We start from the raw sequence: 18310 nt of genomic DNA, 5'->3' as shown, positions 1-18310 counted from the left end.
TGCAAGATCAGTAAGCGTTTACTGATCTTGCGTACCGCTATTTTGCTAGGGGGTGGAGAAAATCCAGGTTCTTCAGGACGCTGTTTTTCAGGTTGCCCTCTGGCAGATAGGGCAGAATCAGCCGGTAGAAAAGAGCCGACTTCGTTTGCCGCATTGCGGGTTTCAACCATGCGTAATGAGCAACAACCGCCTCGTTGAGAATAAAATCGATCCTCCTCGCATAGGTGACAGTGTCAGTCATAGCCGCCAGCCTACTCATCATCGCATTGAACTTCTTGGGCAGAACACTCATGACCCCCAAGTCGTGCGCGATGAAGTTGAGAAAGTCTTGGTCTGGGTAAACAGCCCGCCGATGATGCTCGAAGAACGTCTGCAGCTTGGGAGTCAGCGGACCGCTCTTGCACAGGGCCAGAACGTTGAGCGCGAGCACTCCGCTGTTCACATAGGGGTTAACGTCAACGACCGGCGCTGCGCGGCCAGCCCAGCCAGAGCTTTGGCCGGAGTCTTCCTCATCGACATCGAGAACACCGCCGAAAACCCCTCCGCCGTCCAAAAACCTGACGATCTCGGTGAGGGGTCGCAAAACCACGGTGTCGGTATCCAGGTAAATAGCCTTCTCAACTCCTTCTTGAGCCAGCCAGTCAATCGCGGCGACCCTCATGCACATAGAGATGCACACATCCCGACGGTACTTGCCAAGCTGAAACTCACAGAGCTCCAGGGGAGGCAAGGTGATCATGCGATGAGGTACTGGCAGCTCGAGAGGTTCATAGCTGAAAACGATAGGTTCTCCGGCCTCTCCGTTCTCAAGAAGCGAACGAATGGAGGCGATGAGGTAGTCCCGGTCGTTACCGTCCGAAAAGTAGAAAACCACTGGCTTCATTTGTAGATCCTCCTGCGTAGTTCATCCCGTAGCTTTCTGACCTGCGAGTCCGGCGGCAGCAGCTTCTCCAGCTCGTCGAGCAACATCCTGTCGCTCTGCTCCAGACGGAAGGCATCAAGAGTCAGCTTGAGGCTATCGGCTGTTACTCCGATGACGGCCTGCGCGGACGGGATATTCAGCATTTCCCTCGTGATAGGGCCGCTATTGATGACGATCACGGTCATGTTGTCGTAAACACTGGTCGCGTTGTCATAGACCCGAACTTCCGGATCCGGGTCATCCTGCCAGTCGAGCAGATATGAGATGTCCACCTCCGTCAGCAGAGCGACCCTTTTACCAGCCTTTCTCACTGACAGAGCAATCGAGTAAGCCATGTCAGTCGAGCCGACAAAGTCATCCAAGCTGACCACAGCCACGTCTCCGGTGATTGAGGCGCCCGCCAGGGGCACCTCTACGATTTTCGCCATTTCTTCTCCTTAGCCCGGGCCAGGGCCGTTGGGTTGGGTTGCGTTGTTGGCCGTATCTTCGATTCGGAAGGTCAACTCGTTGGTGCCGTCGTTGAACCTGTCATGCAGATCTCGAACGGTGATGCCTACATCGAGAGTGCCATCCGACCAGTAGGGCAGATCGTTGAATTGCAGGACAAACTCATAGAACCCGAACGACCCGGGCACCCAAGAGTAATGGTTAGGGTTTGGCGGGTCATAAGCCGAGAAGGAGCAGGTGCATGTCCCGTTCGGCATTGCCCAAGAGATACCGCCGCCCGGGCGCTGGCCGTCAGATCCGTCTTGTGACACTGCAGGGGCTTGCCAAGACCAAATAGCGGTGCCGCCCGCGTACATGATGAAGGTCAGCGCCATGTTGGCGTCGATAGCTCTTTGACTGCCGTCCGCCCACACTCTTACCGTCACCTTCGGGGAGATGAGCTTCCTTGAGTAGCGGAACGCCCTTGAGCGATCAGAGTGGTTGTAGCTCACGATCGGGTATGAAAGGTTCGCCCTGTAGGTGCCGCCACGGTAGAACTGATCCCACCCCAAAGAGACTTTTGAGGAGACATCTGCGGCCACCCCGTCCAGGTTACAAACGAACGGAGCATTCTGGCCGTGAACCCCAACGATGGTTGGCAGGTCCATTGTTCCGTATGTCTCCTGGTTGGCCCACGAGAGCACCTGGAGGCCGGCGTCAACCACGAACCGAGAGGCTTGGATGTTTGTGCCTCGGATCGCGCCGCCTCGAATAACCGCACCTTCGATATTGCCACCTCGGAATGTCGATGCGTTGAAGATGCCGTTGATGTTCGCGTTGTTTGCGACCATGTTCCCGCCTTCATCAACGCTAAACCGCGAGCCAATCGAGATGCGGCCGCCGCTGATCACCGGAGCGCTGAGTGAGGCGCCCGCCACGATAGAGCGAGCCACGACGCTCAGGGCGTTGATGTAATCCGCCGTGATCTTCTTCGCCACGATATTTTCGATCACGGCGTTGTCGATGTAGGCATCGGACAGGAACGCCTTCCCGTTTACCACCTTGAATGGCGAGGTGCGAAGCACGGTGCCGGCGGCATCCCGGGAGATAAGCCCCAGGTTGTCAGCCTCGATGAGGAAACTGGTCTCTTTACCGTCATTGAAGAAGCCAATGCCGCCCTGCAAATCGCCAACCTTGGTCTTTACACCCCACTGGGAGTTGTACTTGCCATCGATGCCGGCCACGGTCGAGCTGAGGGTCGATACGCTGGCAGAAACACCGTTGATTGAGGATGTGAGCGAGGTCTGCAGGTCAGCTCTCGCCTTCTGTTCGGTGGCGATTGCGGCCTTGCGGTCGCTGATCTCGGTGGCGATCTTGCCGGCCTCTGTGGAGATCAGCGACTTCAGGGTTGACTCAAGGCTGGTCAGCGCAGAGTTGACAGAGGTGATGGCCGACTTCCGGTCGGAAATCTCTGTCGTGACCTTCTTGTCTACAGAGTCGATGCTGCCGCTAAGGCGAGTCTCAACAGCGGTAACTGAGTTGGTCAGGGTGACATCGGCCGCTTTCCGCTCTGCAATCTCGGCGTTGAGCTTACCGCTGACACCGTCAACGGCGCCTGACAGCTTGGTGTCGATCGCGGCAATTGACTCGTTGACGCTAGTGATGGCCGTCTTTCGATCTGCAATCTCTGTAGTGACTTTCTTGTCCACCCCAGTGATTGAGCCGGACAGCTTGCTATCCAGCGCAGCGATGGACTCGTTGACACCTGTAACAGCGGTCTTCCGGTCGGCAATCTCGGTAGCGACCTTCTTGTCCACGCTGGAGATGGACCCGGACAGCTTGGTATCCAGAGCCGTGACAGAGCTGGCCACAGTCGAGACAGCGGTTTTCCGGTCGGAGACTTCGGTCGCGACCTTTGCATCAACGCCGTCGATCTTTGTCTGCAAAGCGGTAGATTGCTCCGCCAAAGCCTTGTCGGTAGCCGTGGTTGCCGCCTTCCGCTCCGAGATCTCGGTGTTGATCTTGCCTGTCAGCGTGTTGAGCGAGCCGGTGAGCCTGCTGTTCATCTCCGTGATGGAGGTGTTCAGGGCAGTAACGGCCGATTTTCGCTCTGTGATCTCGGTTTCGACCTTTCCATCCACGCCAGATACCGCCCCAGATAGACGGCTTTCGGTTTCTGACAGAGCCTTGCTGACGTCGGCAACCGACGCCTTTCTCTCGGCGATCTCGGTCGATACAGCCTTGTCCAGGGTGGAGATTGTGGCGCTTAGCTTTGTCTCAAGGGTGGCCAGCGACTTGTTGAGGGTCGTGATGGCGTTCGAGCGCTCCAGGGTCTCTGCGGCAACCTTTTGGCCGACCGTGTCCAGAGAGGCTTTCACCCCGTTGATGTCGGCAGCCCGGGCGCCTGACTCGTCTGTGATGGCCTGCTTGCGAGCGTTGACCTCAGAGGTCAGCTGATCAGAGGCGAGCTTCTTGTTCGCGGCAACGGTCGTTGTCAGGTCAGAAAGCGCCTTTTTCGCGTCAGCGATAGAGGTCTTCACCTCGTTGATGTTCGCCATGGAGGAGACATCGACATCGCGGAACTTGGCGTAGATCTCACTGACCTTGTTGGCCATGCTGGAGTCGAGAGAGGCGACTGATTCGCTCAGTTCTTTCAAGCCTGAAGCAGCACCGCCCTGGACAACGCCGATCATCTGCTCGACCTTCTCGATCGCGCCGCCCTTGCCGAGCACGTTCTCTCGCAGCTTATCGACCATCCCTCTCACGCCATCCGGGCCGTACCACTCGATCCGGCGCTCGGTCTCGTTGGTCTCTTGCTGCATCAACAGGCGCAGGCCAACCTCTGCCGTGGTTTGGGAAAGCGCCAGAGACTCCGATGCCTTCTTGTCGATGGTGGTAAGAGAGTCGAACGCCTTCTTTGCGTCCTCACCGGCCTTTTTCAGGGTGTCGGCGACATCGGTATCGAGGAAGTCGAACTTGATCTGCTTGTCCAGCAGCTTGCTCATCTCCTCCGGGGTCAGGCGCACAAGAACGAAAGCGCCGCCGTCCGTATGGACCGGCCCCTCAATACCAGCCTTGTTGATGTGGCGAACCCAGACGTAGTACCCGTAGCCTGCGGCCGCTGCGATGCTGACCATCGTGGAGGTTTCCTCGGCGGCGAGCATCGTATTCATATCGAGCTTGGCAGCTGACAAGGGGGCGCCGGAGGCGTTCACAAGGACTCGCTGGACGAACACCTGAGTCTTGCCATGCCCTTCATAGACCGGCTTGTCCCAGGAGACGCGGATTGCGCCAAAAGCCGCGGTCACATTGACACCGGTCGGCTTGATGGACGGCTCAACCGCCTCCGCCTCTTTCGGGTCGTAGATGGCGGCCGGCATGGACCATGAAGTGTCGCTGAGCTCGTCTACGCTGCAGAAGCGGCGAGAAGAGATGAACAGCGCGGCGTCTTTGTTGGTGACTCCGGTTCTGTCAGGGGTCGGCTTCCAGATCGACTCCACAGGGCGAGGGGAGTCATAGCTGCCGCCAGTCGGCCTGGCCGGCGCCTTGACGGCATAGGTGTAGACAGAAACATCGTTGAAGGCTGCGGAGCGAATAGCTCTGCCACTGCCGACGAACCCCATTGGGCCCTTGGCATCAACCATGTCGATCGTTCTGGCCCAATAGAAGAACCGAACCTTTTCATCATTGCGGTCAGTGATGATGTGGCTGAACCGGCCGAACTGATCGGCATAGCCGATCTGCTTGCCGAACAGCTCAATGCCTTCCGCCGTGACGACAGAGGGGTCCTTCAAGTCCTCGATCTTTGTCTTGTCGCCGACGATACCCTGGCCGTAGCCTGCGCCAATTACCGTGCCCTGACGGATAGCCCAGATCTCAACCTGCTTGACTCTGTAGGGGTCAAACTGGAGGCCGGACAGCACCAGCCCGCCGTTCGTTGCGGCGACCGCGCCTCCGGTGACGGGCATATCGTTGGAGTTTTGCGGGATACCGGTGAGCACAACTCCCGTCTTGAGCACTGCGCCAGCCTTGCCGCTGATCGCATAGGGGATGATGGTTACATCGATGCGGTCGCCCGGCTTAACCAAGACAGATGCGTGAGTGGTCTGGCGGCCAAGTCGCTGGATCTGGCCGTTGTTGACGGTGACTGACACCTCTGCGTTTTTGTAGTTGGTCGATGGATGAGTCCAGGTGATGGTCGCCCGCACACTCATCCCTGCGCCATCGAACACCGCGCTCTCGGTGATCTCCACGTTCTCAACAGCTGTCAGAGCCCGCTCGTAGGCGTTATCGGTGACGATGAAGTCCGTGTCGCTGTCATCAAACACGCGCTCGTCATATTCCAGCGCGGTGATTTGGCGAGTCATGTCATCGCCGGTCAGACCAATGCTGCGAACGGTGAAGAGCCGAGCCTGGAACTCAGGGAAGCCAACCATGAAGTGATCGAACTTCTGAGGCTCAACGGTCAGGCCGGACACGCGAACTCGGTCTACCGGTGATCCGTAAACAGGCGGCGTAACAGCGGCGGAGACGATGACATCGGTATCGAAAAGCCTTACCGATGCGCCAGCGGCAAATGCGTCAAAGTCGCGAACCACGATCCCTTTCTTGCCGTTCGAATCGACGAAGGTGTCGAAAACGGGGGTCTCGACGTTGGCGACCTTGGCCCTTGAGACGCGGCCAACCTTGTCCGGGTCAAAGCCGGTCAGGATCACGTAGCCGCCGAGGACTGATTCAACCTTGAACGAGCCTCGATCAACAACGCTGGTCTGAAGGTTGATCTTCCACGCCTTGCCCTTCTCGAAGCTGATCTCGTGGTCAAGGACGAGGTCATAAACGCCAGCCGCGACCTTGCTGACGCCAGCCAACTTACCGGCTTCGCCCCAGGTCATCATGTTGTGCTGAACCTCGATCACGCTGCCGATTGTGCAAGCGAGCGCCTCTACCGGTGCGGTAAAAGTCACTGTCTCGACCAGCTTGTTCGTGTTCAGCATGAAGTTGGCCTCACGAACCGCCTGCTCGTTGGTAACTACGCCAACCAGCTTGGTCGATGTCGAGACCGGCTTAGCTCCTCTCGCTGCAGCCTGCTTGTCGTAGACCTTGATGACGCGCTGCTTGTAGTCGTACTCCTCATCGTAATAGGTGAGCTCGATCTCGTTGGCTCGGTCATTCACCCCCATCCAGTTGATAGAGAAGGACCCTTCAACGATGTTGTCCACGCCAAAGGACATGACTTTTTCCTTCGGCATCTCGATAGAGACGGTGTATCTGGTGCCGGTCCGAACGGGCACGGCGCGACCGACTCGGAATACCGATGCCAGGGCATCCCACAGCGTCTCCTTGCCGTCGATAATGGCTCGGAAGTGCAAGCCCTTGGCTCGGCAGTAGTCGGCCCACTTCTTAAACGCCCAGAAGTCCAGGCGACTGGGGTCGATGCCTCCGCCGAATCGGGTGTCGGTGAACATGTCCCAGGCGATCCAAGCCGGGTTGTCATGGTCGTAGACGCCGCCAACGTACTTGCCGGCCGATGCCTTTGGCAGCATGTGAGCGGGCATTGAGAGGGCGCGGACGTTGGGTGTGATGGTGCCCAGTCGCTTCAACGTCTCCTTGTGCTGCTCTGCGGTGAGAGGCGGGAAGTCAGCGGCCTCTTTGCTGCTGATCGGGAATTTGAAGTAACCAGAATCGGCACTGGCCACCCACTTCCGCTGGGTCTCATCCCACACGCGAATCACACGGCCAAGGTTCTCGAAGGTGACTTTCGGGATAGAGCTGATCTGGTCGCTGATCTTGACCTTCACATACAGCAGCGCGGTGTGGTTATAGGCGATGTCCGAATAGACGATCTCGGACACCTCATTGAGCACCACGGTGTCGCCGATCTTCTCGTCAGTCGAGTCATCAGTGGTTCTTCGAGCCCGCACAACATAGCGCCCTTCCGGCAGCCTTGGAGACTCGAAAGAGAAGCGCATTGTGGCACTCGCGTCGCGACCGGTGAGGCGCAGCGTGGCGTCGTTTTGGGTGTAGGTAGTGACTGAGTCGGCGTTGTAGCCACTGACCATGATGTTGGCGGCATGGAACTTGTGATAGGTGCCGATGACCTTGCCGTTGCTTACCAGCTCGCCGTAATCGTACTCGGTCAACCCAGAGGCGCTTGGCAGCTCTCTAGGGGCGACGGTGTTCTCTGGGCGGCTGTGACCGTATGGCCGGCCGTAGTAGGTGGTGTTCTTGGCGCCGTTCGGCGTTACCGCTTCACCTACCAGTACGAATTTGGTACCCGATTTGACGTAGTGGTTGCGGTATAGACCGGAGGCCTTGTCGAAGATGTTGGGCCGGGTCTTATCGATGAACTGGGAGCCCTTCTTGACCTCTTTGATCTCGCCGTTGATGAGTCGAGCGCCAGCCATGTCGATTTGCCAGCCACGCGCAGAGTGAGCGCGGGAAACGCCAGTAGTTAGAGGGCGAAACTCGGTGTCCGGTGCTCCAAAAGGCTTGATCTCGGCGATGACGTCAACGCTGTGAGGCTGCTCATTCCCGCTGTCGTCCATCCGGTACAGGCTGGCGAGAAAGTCCAGGCGGACGCCTTCAACCTCTTTGTTGACGCTAGTGGTGAACTCCGTCCAAACATTGGACTTCTTCATCTCGCGGTTGATCGTCACCTGATTAGGGGTGATTTGCCGATCAAACACGCCGGTCGTCTCCTGGCCGTCGTTGCCGTGGAAGAAGCGGTACTCCACGTCGGTGAGGGAGTCGATCGGCTGATCGTTCAGCTGGATACTGCCAGGCGCGATGCCGGCTGTGACACCCTCACCCGCGTTGATCAGCAGGTGAAGATACTGGGTCTGGCCAGACAGCGTTGTGTAGTTGCCAATGATGTTACCGGCCTGACGGTGCCGGCCGTACACGACCGGAATTGGGAGTCCCTCTTCCGATGTGTTTTTGGCGCCATCGACGCCGTATGTCCGAGAGTCGCTACCGCTGTCTCGTGCGCCACGCGCATTCATTTTCGAGTACGGAAGCAGCGCGTTGATCATCATGGTGCCGCCGATCATTACGGCCGCACTCGCTGCCACCATACCAGCCGAACCAGCGGTAAGACCTGTCAGTCCGCCGAGCGTATAGGCGCCAGTGCCCATGGTGAAATAGGTAAGCGCAACAACGGCGACCAGTCGCACGATGCTCTTGCCGCCACCGCCCCCACCACCCATCGGAACGGGGGCGATAGCGATGACATCACCGGCTTGGGGGATTTCGAGGCATAGGTCGCTCTGGGGAACGACTCGCCCGTTCACGGAAAATGCGTAAACCCCGGACAGCTCTCCGATGTACTCGGAAAGCGGCTTGCCGGGGCTCAGCACTCGCTCTTCAATGTGTTTTACATCAGGGACGAGCGGGTTCCTGATGATCACAAACCGAATGGTCTGTGGAGTATTGTGCGGCATAGCGATACAGCCCCTCGATGCGATTGATCCAATTCGAAAGGCGCTCTCTGCAGACCCCACCCGTAATTTCGCTGGTATGAATAAACTCATCGTCGCCGAGGTACATGGCGACGTGAGTAAAGCGCCCAAGGCGCATAAACAAAACGACCCCCGGCTCGACATCGTCTACCGGTTGCCAGAGATGAAGTTGGCCACGCATAAGCGCGGAGATCTCGGCCGCGCTTGTCGGAGAGGTGTAATCGGGGAGCTCTATCTGGTAAGCGCGGCGATAGAGCTCCATCAACAATCCATAGCAGTCGAGGGCCTCTCCAGGGTCTCGGCCGCCATACCTGAAGGGGACGCCGATCAGGTCTCCGCAAGAGATCACGACAGCACCGCGACCGTGATAGAAGGAGCCCCACCGAATCGGCTTTCGTTCTGATGAGCTCGGCACCCGTTATCGCCAGTAAGCGTCAGGTCGCAAGATGGAAGTGCTCCGGTATACCCGCAACAGGCGGACTTGTACCGGAAGCTGCATCTGTCGCGCATCTGCGTTCTTCCAGGAAACATCCTCATCAGGGGGTTCTCTGCACCCAGCTCGATGCTGACGGCGTAGTCAGGGGACGAACTGCTGACGATCTCGAACATCTCAGAGAAGTCGATCAGGGTTGTTTTATCTGTCGGGTCAACGGTGACGATCATCATGGTGACTCGACTGCCAACCGCCCCTCTGTAAGTCTGCAGATAGGGGCGGATCAGGCCGACCTGATCCTGGATGGTCAGGTTGACGTTCTGGAGCTCATTCGTGTCGTCCTGCAGGGACAGGTCGAACCCGATCTTGGTGTAAAGATTGCCGTCGATGGTCAAATCGGTGTCGTAGTTGGCGATTCGAAGCGTCATCACGTAGTTTCCAGACACCGGATCGACCAGCTCGATGTCCAGAGCCATCGTCATGGCGTTTTCAGAGCTGATCCGGTTCTTCTCAAGGACACTTGCGATACTCAGGTTGTTCATTGCGCCCCCATAAGTAAATATTGACTGATTTTACACCTCTGTCATTTCCACGTCAGTAATGTCGTAACGATGTGTTCCGCCAACGCCAACGTAATTCGATGAGGGGAGGGATCCGGTCAGCCTGACTGAAACCATTTCGCCCGATGTCGGGACCCGATAGGTAAAAATCGTGTGCCGGCCGACTTCGGAGAAGAAGCGCATCAAGGAGTTCTCCTGGGCAGGGTCGAGGTTGGAGAAGCCCGTTTTGAACACCCTTCTTGGAGGTCTGGCGCTTCGGGGGCGAGTGTAGGCGTACCCGCCCTCAGTCTTGTTCTCGACGGTATTGTCCTTAAGGCTCTTCTTGAAGAAGCGGGAGTCCTCTCGGACCCCCTCTGGTGGGAAGATGGATGAAACAGGCATCACTTAACTCCTTGCATTGCTGTTCTGAGCCTGCCCGGGCGAGACATGGCGTTCAGCACGACATCGATGATGTACTTCTCGCCGTCGAACTTCTGCCCTCTGTTCTCGGCCTCGACAGGCATGCCGCTCTGGTTGATCAGGTTGAAATGGACGGTGGGTGCAGCACCAGCCTGCGGCCCCGTCATCGTCACTGGGATGGTTCTGCCGTCAGGCAGGGGGACGTAAGCCTCGTTCATGGAGCCTTCGCCAAACAGAGCCAGCTGCGGGCTGGTTGCTACACCACCTTTTGCGTACTTGCGCAGGGGGACGCTGCCTAGCTCAGACATGATCCCGCCATTGGCGAAGCTAAAAATTCCACCGCCCTTGCCTCCCTTACCACCACCGCCGCCACCGAAGAAGCCGCCGAGAGTGGACTCGAACATCTGCATCATCGCCATCTTGACCAGGAACTTTTCCAAGTCTTTGGTGAGCGAGTCCATCATGTCTTTGAAGCTGTCCTTGCCCTCCACAATGCCGGCCGCGAATGCGTCAAACACTCCCTCGAATGTCGCCCCGAGCTTCTCGTTGATACCGTCCTTCATGTCCTCGAGGCTTCGCTTCCATACGCCATAGATGGTTGTCTGCTGCGATTTCTGCTGCTCGGTCAGCTCACGCTGCTTCTTGATGAGGTCGATGTTCTTCTGGATCAGGTCGGCCTCTTCTTTGCTGGCGGTGCCCCTGGCCTTGGCAGCATTGAGTCTTGCCATCTCGAGGTCGAGCAGCTCATCCAGCTGGGCGATCTGCCGGTCAAATTCCGCTCTTGTTCTCGCCATGTTCGGCATCATCGCCTCGTTGGTCTCACGGATTGACTCGTTCATCTTGGCGGCGATGTTGTACTGATCAGCCATACGCTGCTTTTGCATGATCTCGGCGATCTTTGCCGCGTCATCCGGCAGGACGCCGGAGGCCTTTTTGAGGTTCGCCTCGATCTCCTTGATCGCTTCGTTGGTCTGCTCAGCAGCTCGCTGCCATTCCAGAAGGGGGTTGTCGCTACGCCCCTTTGCAGAGCCCATCTTCTTCGAGATAGAGATGGACAGGTCATCCAAGCGATCGACCGTTGTCCGGCGCAAGCGAGCCCTTTCCTTGATCTCCTGAAACTCGGTGTTGGCCATGTCCCTCGCCATGGCGTCGATCTTCATCTGCTCGATGGTCGCGCTCTTCAGGGACTTGTACTTGCCGGCCGCGATAGCAGCCTCTAGCTTGGCCAGCTCCTTGCCTTTGATTGCCTGCTCGTCCAGCAATCCGAGGGCTACCTTCTGCATCTTGATCTCTTCCTGCTTGCCAGCAGTGAAGATCTTGGATGACTGCATGTAGGAGACCGACGGGTCGATCTTGCCTGTCTTGGCCATCTGGCTTGCAAGCCTGTCCAGCCCCTCATGGGAGACCGAAATGGCCTCTTTGAAGGTGTCCCAGTCCTTGTTCACGCGCTCAAGGCGGCCTTCCAGAATGGCAAGCTGCTTGTCTCTCTCAAGGACAAGGCTCTCGTTACTGCCATCTGCCGGCTTCTCTGACTTGAGCTTTTCCATCTGAGCAGCGATGGCCTTCGACTCACCCTCGAAGATGCTATTCATCGAGGCGATTGCCTTCTGGCGAGCCGGGGCCAACTTCTCGGTCAGCACCTTCTGATAGGCATCATTTGCCGCTTTTGCATCGTCCTTGTACTTCGCCGACTCCTGCTTCGCCGCCGCTTCTGCCTTCTTCGCCGCCTTCTCATACTCCATCGATACCTGGCGGAGCGGGGCGGCCATGATGTTCGCAACAACACCAGATCCCTGGTTGCGGAAAGTCTCGCTGACATGCTCCTTGGCGGAAGAGATGGCCTCGTTTGCTCTCTTGATCCGGCTCTCCATCGCCTTGATCTCGGAGTCCGCCCGCTTCACATCGTCAAAGGTGCTGAAGAGCTTGCCGGACTGTACGGAGTTCAGCCCCAGCTTTTGAGCCAGACCCATTTTTTCGGCACTTGTGCCGCTGTTCAGGATCCGAACCTGCTCGTTTGTCAGCTTGTAAGCCTCGGTCAAGGCGGCCACGGCCTGTCTCGACTCCTCGAGCCCTTGTTTTCGCTCCTGGAGCAGAGTCTTGTCCTCTGCCATCTGCTTGCTGGCGTACTGCAGATCTTCAAATGAGGCGACTAGGCCGCCGGTTTCGATAACCTGATCGGCAATGCGGCGCTGCTTCAGGTAGAACTCATCAAGGGCGTAGAGCGCCACACCGATGGCCGCGACGATCACGTTCGTCCAGCCCCCGAACATGTTGGCCACGGAGTTGGTCATCGCGGACAGTCGAGACTGGCCGGCTTGCAAGGTCTGGAGTCGCTCCTGCAGTGCGGCACGATCGAGGTCGTACTGACGCTTGTTCGCGTCCATGGCGTTCAGGATTGCCCTGTCTTGGGCCGCTGAGCGTGATGCGAGGTAGTCGGCTTCCAGAGCAAGGCCGCGGCGCTGGAAATCGCGCTGGAGCTCCAGCATTTGGTTCTGCACCACCCTTGTGGATTCAGGCCACTTAGCCGACTCGGCCTTGTAGGCCTCAGTGAGTGCGCCGACCCCGGAGATGATCTTGTTTGCCCAGGATGCGCCAAACATGGCGCCGATGATCATCGTCAGCTCTTTCGCGTGGTCATAGATGAACGCCGCGACAGCGGCCATCATGTTCGACAGGTCGGTAAGCACCAGGCCAAGCCGGTTTGCGTCAGCAACCACCTCGTCGGATTTGAGGAAAGAGTTGAACGCATTGGCCAAGCCAACGGCGTTGTCATAGAAGCCGGTATCTCCAGTGATCACCGCCAGCTCCGTCAGGGAGGTGGAAATCCGGTTAAGGGCGCCGTCCCATGTTTTTGTCATCTCTACTGCAGCGCCAGCTGATGACAGGTACATCTCTCGGGAAAGCAGCTCAAGCGCCTGCTTGGCCTCTACGGTGCCCGTGGAGACCTGCTTGACCAGATCGCCCATAGACACACTGGCAGCACGGGCCATCATGCCCATCGCATCGGGGACCGCTTCGCCGAATTGTTGGCGCAGCTCTTCCATCGAGATGACGCCCTTACCGGCCATCTGCTGGATGGCAACGGAGGCCCGCTTCAGTTCTTCCGAGCTCTTACCGAATTTACCCGCGGTGTTCATCAGGCCGGCAAGGAAGCCGTCGGGGCTGGCCAGATCTGCGGCCTTGAGCTTGGTGTAGGCGTCAACCAAGGCGTTCATCTTGTACGGCGATGACGCGGCGGCGCTCATCAGGTTCTTAACTTCGACCGCAGCCTGTTTTTGCGCCTCGGCAAAAGTGGCGGTCTCTACGTTAAGGCCAGCTAGGAGCAGGGTTGTCTTGTCGAAAAAGGAGGCCTGTTCGAGCAGAGCTCGGGGCAGGGCGGTCAACCCAGCGGACAGGTTGGCAATGGTGAGTCGGGCCAGCTCCATGTTGAGAGCCATTTCCCGAATACTGGTGGAAACAATGGAGTTTGCTCGTCTGGCCTTCTCGGTCGAGCGAGCATAGTCATCCATCTTGTTGGCAATGCGGTCCAGGGAGTCCGCGGCGCGAACCACCTGAACCTTGAACTCGTCGGCCCCTTCAAGAACGAGGCCGACCCTTACATCTCCGGCTACAGACATCAGTCCTCCGCTAAAACAAAGCCTTGAGCTTGTCGATAGCCCCTTCCTCTGCTGCGACCAGCGAGGAACGAGCTAGGACGTACACTTCTCCTTGTTCAGCGATAAGCACCTGATGAACTCTCTGAGCCGTCTCCCCGCTCACTGACGAGGCGCCGACTGCCAGGGCTCTCAAGTCCCCCTCCGCCATGATCCGAACGATCTGACGCTCCATCGTGAAGAACATCCGTGCCGGCATGGCCAGCACGTAGTCGGGGGTTAGCGAGTAAAAATGACAAAAACGAGAGAACAAAAAGGGGAAATCGACCCCCTCCAGTTCGCGGGGAGTTACTTTCCCTCTTCGGAGGCCTGAGCAGCCTCGTCAGCGTCCGGCAGCATCTCGTCCCGTGCGGACGCGAACTCAACAACAGCGGTCAGCTGGCGGGGGCTGAGGGTGCGAACAATCTCCCGAGGGGCATCCGGGATCAGCGCAGCGGCTGAGTCCAGCATGTGCTCGAAGAAGGCGGCCTGATCTTGACGGTCAACGTTCTTTTCACGCTTGATCGCATCGATCAGGTTGCCGAGAGACTGTTCGGCAATGGAGTAATCAACACCCTTGATTCGAACAAAGCGCTCGGTCGGGATCAGGTCATCCAGGTTCAGTAGCTTCATGGCATCTCCTATAAAAAGGCCCTGTAACAAAACAGGGCCATACTACCATATATCAGTCAATATTTACTGATCATTGTTGACGAACTATTTCGCGCTCGCATCCGGGTCGCCGAAGCTCACCAGCAAGCGAGTTTCGGGATCTGGGTATCCCTTGAACTCAACGTTGTAGATGCGCTCCTGATCGTTCTTGTAGGCGAACTTCAGAGCGCCAGAGGTGCCGGCTCGCTTGATGATCACATCTTCTGACTTATCGGTGTCAGGCAGTGCGACAGGGTGCAGGCGCAGCTCTTTTGCGGCTGAGTACAGGCTCATGCCGGAAGGAACGGTCACATCGACTCGCTTCTTGGTCGGCACAGTTTTGTCAGTCACAAGCTTGGCACCTGGCATGATGCGAACCATGTTGTCCAGGTTGGTCTCCGCCATGGGGACGGTGACTTTGACGTTGCGACCGGTGATGATCTCTTCAACGACGGAGTCGCCGAACTGGTCAACCTTGGTCTCGTGGGTAGAGGTAGTGACCTCCATCTCCACGCCGCCGATGGTCAGGCCGAGATCCACGTTGTCGTAAAACACCTTGCAAGTGCCAAGGCGAATGTTTTTGGTATCTGGCATTGAATCCTCCTCATTCTATGGTTAATGCCAATTCGTAGCTCGACAGCCACTCGGTAAAACCACTCTCGTCCCTGCCGAACGGCATAGGAAGCGCCTCCGGCTGGCAGACGAGCACTCTCATGCCTTCAAGCTCCAACCCTTCGAAATCCATGACATCGAAGACCTTTTTGGCCAACTCGCCGGCATCGAGATAACTGGAGCTCCGAGCGGCGACAAACACCGTTCCTCGGAAGTAGCGGCTAATGTCGGTGTGACGCATCAACCCCTCGCCAGTGGTGAAGAGCAGAACGCCCTTCTTTCCGCTTGGCATTTCGCTGACAAAGATGGAGTCCCCAACTTTGCCCACGCCCTTTTGCTCCAAGTAACCAGCAAGTGCGGTGAGTACATCCATCAGGTAAGCGCCTCTCTAATTGCCCTCTTCAGGTGGAACTCGATAGCCCCTCGCCTCTGGTTTGCAGCGCGAGAAAGGAACAAGCGACCGACATACTTGCCGCTTGTCGTCGGGTTTGGCGACAGGCCAAGCCTTACCGCCTTCTCGATCGACTTCTTTCCGAGCTTCCATTGGCTTCCGTTCCTGGTGATGCCGGAGTGGATGACCTCCGCATACCTTGCCAGCGACACCCGACGGGTGCCGACCAGCTTCCATTTCCGCAAGTTGAGTTCGACTGCTATCTCCTTCCGGCCGCGGGCGCCGGCCCGTTCAATGATCTCGAATGACGGCGTTGCCCCTGTAGATCCGTCCAAAAGGCCGGTCTTGAACGGCGCATACATTGCCGCCAGATGCGCGATCTTGCGGGATTCAGAACGAAGGACACGAAGCGCGGCATGGCTGGACCGCTCCGCCGTGTTCTTCAGGTTTACCTTTACCCTGGCGATGTCTCTGCGAACCTGCAGAAGCGATCGGCTGTTACTCTGCAACGCAGTCCACCTCCCAGTGGTGGAGTCTGCCCATGATGTCCACTCTTCGGTGAACCAGGACGACCTTCATGCGCTCGCCAGTGCTCAGGGTGATCAGGTCGCCCCGCTGGGGAGTCACCGACTTTTCGATGACCATCCGGTAATCGATAGTGTCGGTTTCCGCCCTGCTCTTTGACGCAGACTTGTCGGCTCGGACCTCCGTCCGCTCGAGGGCCTGGCGCATATAGATAGGGCCCCATCCGAACTTCACGCCCTTGGCGCTGTAAACGGGCTCGTTATATGCGTTTTGTCCGGCCCTCTTGAACAGGAGGCCGTCTTTTCTGACTGGGATGAACATGCTCACCTCACCGCAATCACTTTCGCCCCGCTTTGCGGGTGCAGGTATCGATACGGGACAGAAGAAGGGGAGAAGGACTCTCCATCGCCGCGCTTGCCCGGGTTATCAATCCGAAAGCGGATCACGCCAAGACTGGAGGCCTTGGCCAGATAAGCCGACACGCCTGCCATCATCAGCAACTCTGCAGTGCAGAGGTAAAGACGATGCACGATAGAGTGGCCATTCCCGACCTTGCCGCTCGCCCAGCGCGAGAACCGGCCGTTTACGCTGGTTCTGGCCAGAGACATCGCTGCCTGAGCTCGGTGCCCCGCTGATGCGTTTACCATAGCCTGGGAGCTCATAGCGTTCAGGATCCTGACGCCCTCGACACCATAAGCTCTCAACTCAGCTTCGACTCTCTCTTGCATCGCAGAGACAGACGGGGAGCGCTCTAGCATCGATTCTGACTGCGCCACAGACAGCTCTCGCTCTGCTCGATGACTCTCAGACTTGATCACGCTCTGCAGCTGGTGATCGAGCAATTCTGCGAAGTCTCTGGCCGCCCTGGACGCCACCGGAACGATGCGAACCTGCAGCCTGGAAATCGCGGCCTTTGAGAGAGAAGAGCCGTTGCTCATCTCGCTTGAGACCATGCCGACGATTTCGTGGCAAGCAGACACGACCGGTTGGATAACGAGCTGGGCAGCAGCCTTCTGGTCAAGCACGACCGAGTCTCCTGACGGTATCCAGATAACGCCCGATACGGCGCATCGCGTCCCGACACAGGCCAAGCTCAAGCGGGCGATTGGAACTGAGGAACTGCTTAACCTCTCCGACCGTGTAAGAGAGCACTCCTGCTTCTCGCAAGGTCTTGAACTCGGTGGCGCCCAAGAGATTGTTCGCCTCGATCACCTGAGCGGCCTGGAAGTCCGAAACAACTCGCCGATCGAGCTGCTCCCACATTTCCTTGGTCAGTTGGGAGATCGATGTGAATGGCTCGTTCTCTCTTACAAATGGGAACGCCTTGGGGTTCAGAGGCAAGGAAGCAATGGCGTTGTGAGCGCAAAGCAGGGCCACCTTCTGATCCTCTCTGGTCGCGGCTGCAAAGCTGGCGAGGTTGGGGATCTCTCGCAGAATCGACAACGCACGAAGCGGCGAGACGAGGGTATTGTTCGGCTCGACAAACGCATCAGCGCTCTCAACCTGAAATACGAGACTTGATTCGAGACGACCTGACTTGGTGACGAGGGTGTAGGCCAACTCATACGTGGTGTATGGGCGCCCGCGCTCAGCAACGTTCGCCTTTGCAGGGATAACCACGGAGATGGAATTGGCGCCCGCCTCCGGTGCAGCCATGCCTGTTTCCGACGCCTGACCAAACTCATTGAAGACACTCCACTCGACAGAATGGACGTCAGCAACAGGCTCGCCGTCGATCTCGAACGGAATAGTCAGCGTCAGCTCGGTATTTGCCTGAATCGTCTTGAACATGCGATCAGCCTCGCTTCTCAAGGATCTTGTCGATCAGCACCGGAATGCTCTTGGCGCGGACACCAAGGCGATCCGCAATGACTCGGAGGCCGGACATGCCCTCTTTGTCTGCGATAGCCTCAAGGCCAGCTCGATCGGGAATGTCAGTGAGGTCGATCACCTCCCGCTGTTCTTCGCCGATAGCGGTCACAACGGTCACTTCGATCCGATCTGCGCTCTCGGTCTCGTCACGCAGCGTCACGACCATCTCTCCTGGCTCCAACTCTGCAAGAGGCATGGCACCCGGGTAGACAGGACCCTCTTCTTTGCCGCTTTCATCGAGCATCGACAGGCCGCGGGCCTCCGAAGCGAGCAGCTGAGCCTCGAGGAAGTGGAGCTTGGTAACAGAAACGCCGTTTTCGAATGCAAACCGACCGAACAACAGGCCAGAGAACCCAGCGTAGGGGCCGGTCAGCTTGACTTTGAAATGGGTCTTCATGGTGAATCTCCTGCATGGCTCAGGGGGCCGAAG

Annotated in this window: 15 protein-coding genes; all 15 read right to left on the bottom strand. The window is 57.7% G+C overall.

Annotated features, from left to right (window positions below; all coding sequences use genetic code 11):
- Positions 1-37: 37 nt before the first annotated feature.
- Positions 38-883, bottom strand: coding sequence for a glycosyltransferase (locus OKC42_RS14690; protein WP_270820162.1), 846 nt, complete (start codon positions 881-883; stop codon positions 38-40).
- Positions 880-1350, bottom strand: coding sequence for a hypothetical protein (locus OKC42_RS14685; protein ID WP_213390118.1), 471 nt, complete (start codon positions 1348-1350; stop codon positions 880-882). Before OKC42_RS14685 ends, OKC42_RS14690 begins: the two co-directional genes overlap by 4 nt.
- 9 nt (positions 1351-1359) lie before the next feature.
- Positions 1360-8787 carry a phage tail protein gene (locus OKC42_RS14680; RefSeq protein WP_270820161.1) on the bottom strand — a complete coding sequence of 2476 codons (7428 nt, stop codon included), beginning with the start codon at positions 8785-8787 and terminating at the stop codon, positions 1360-1362.
- On the bottom strand, positions 8726-9154 hold the full coding sequence (locus OKC42_RS14675; RefSeq protein ID WP_172438567.1) for a C40 family peptidase: 429 nt from the start codon (positions 9152-9154) through the stop codon (positions 8726-8728). Before OKC42_RS14675 ends, OKC42_RS14680 begins: the two co-directional genes overlap by 62 nt.
- Positions 9151-9780, bottom strand: coding sequence for a hypothetical protein (locus OKC42_RS14670; RefSeq protein ID WP_107961275.1), 630 nt, complete (start codon positions 9778-9780; stop codon positions 9151-9153). The genes OKC42_RS14675 and OKC42_RS14670 overlap by 4 nt, the downstream gene beginning before the upstream one ends.
- Positions 9781-9810: 30 nt before the next feature.
- Positions 9811-10179 (bottom strand): hypothetical protein, encoded by a 369-nt coding sequence (locus OKC42_RS14665; RefSeq protein ID WP_107961274.1) that lies wholly within the window; start codon positions 10177-10179, stop codon positions 9811-9813.
- Entirely contained in the window at positions 10179-13814 is a 3636-nt protein-coding gene (locus tag OKC42_RS14660) for a tape measure protein (RefSeq protein WP_270820159.1), read from the bottom strand. Before OKC42_RS14660 ends, OKC42_RS14665 begins: the two co-directional genes overlap by 1 nt.
- Before the next feature lie 324 nt (positions 13815-14138).
- Entirely contained in the window at positions 14139-14462 is a 324-nt protein-coding gene (locus OKC42_RS14655) for a hypothetical protein (protein ID WP_107961271.1), read from the bottom strand.
- Positions 14463-14546: 84 nt separating this feature from the next.
- A complete protein-coding gene (locus tag OKC42_RS14650) occupies positions 14547-15074 on the bottom strand; it encodes a hypothetical protein (protein WP_107961270.1) in 528 nt (175 codons plus the stop codon).
- Between the two features lie 10 nt (positions 15075-15084).
- On the bottom strand, positions 15085-15465 hold the full coding sequence (locus tag OKC42_RS14645; protein ID WP_270820157.1) for a minor capsid protein: 381 nt from the start codon (positions 15463-15465) through the stop codon (positions 15085-15087).
- Positions 15465-15992, bottom strand: a complete 528-nt coding sequence (locus OKC42_RS14640) for a hypothetical protein (RefSeq protein WP_107961268.1) — start codon at positions 15990-15992, stop codon at positions 15465-15467. The genes OKC42_RS14645 and OKC42_RS14640 overlap by 1 nt, the downstream gene beginning before the upstream one ends.
- Complete coding sequence (locus OKC42_RS14635; protein WP_107961267.1) at positions 15982-16329, bottom strand: hypothetical protein; 348 nt, start codon at positions 16327-16329, stop codon at positions 15982-15984. Before OKC42_RS14635 ends, OKC42_RS14640 begins: the two co-directional genes overlap by 11 nt.
- A gap of 2 nt (positions 16330-16331) precedes the next feature.
- Positions 16332-17033 (bottom strand): hypothetical protein, encoded by a 702-nt coding sequence (locus OKC42_RS14630; protein WP_270820155.1) that lies wholly within the window; start codon positions 17031-17033, stop codon positions 16332-16334.
- The gene (locus OKC42_RS14625) at positions 17026-17799 is read right to left on the bottom strand and encodes a hypothetical protein (protein ID WP_270820153.1); all 774 of its coding nucleotides are present in this window, start codon (positions 17797-17799) and stop codon (positions 17026-17028) included. The genes OKC42_RS14630 and OKC42_RS14625 overlap by 8 nt, the downstream gene beginning before the upstream one ends.
- A gap of 4 nt (positions 17800-17803) precedes the next feature.
- Complete coding sequence (locus OKC42_RS14620; RefSeq protein ID WP_107961264.1) at positions 17804-18277, bottom strand: hypothetical protein; 474 nt, start codon at positions 18275-18277, stop codon at positions 17804-17806.
- Positions 18278-18310 lie beyond the last annotated feature (33 nt).

Source organism: Aeromonas sp. Y311-2, from assembly GCF_027706025.1.
In the GTDB taxonomy this organism is placed as follows: Bacteria; Pseudomonadota; Gammaproteobacteria; order Enterobacterales; family Aeromonadaceae; genus Aeromonas; species Aeromonas veronii.
The sequence above is the reverse complement of the archived record's forward strand: the minus strand, read 5'-3'. Positions and strand labels throughout refer to the sequence as shown.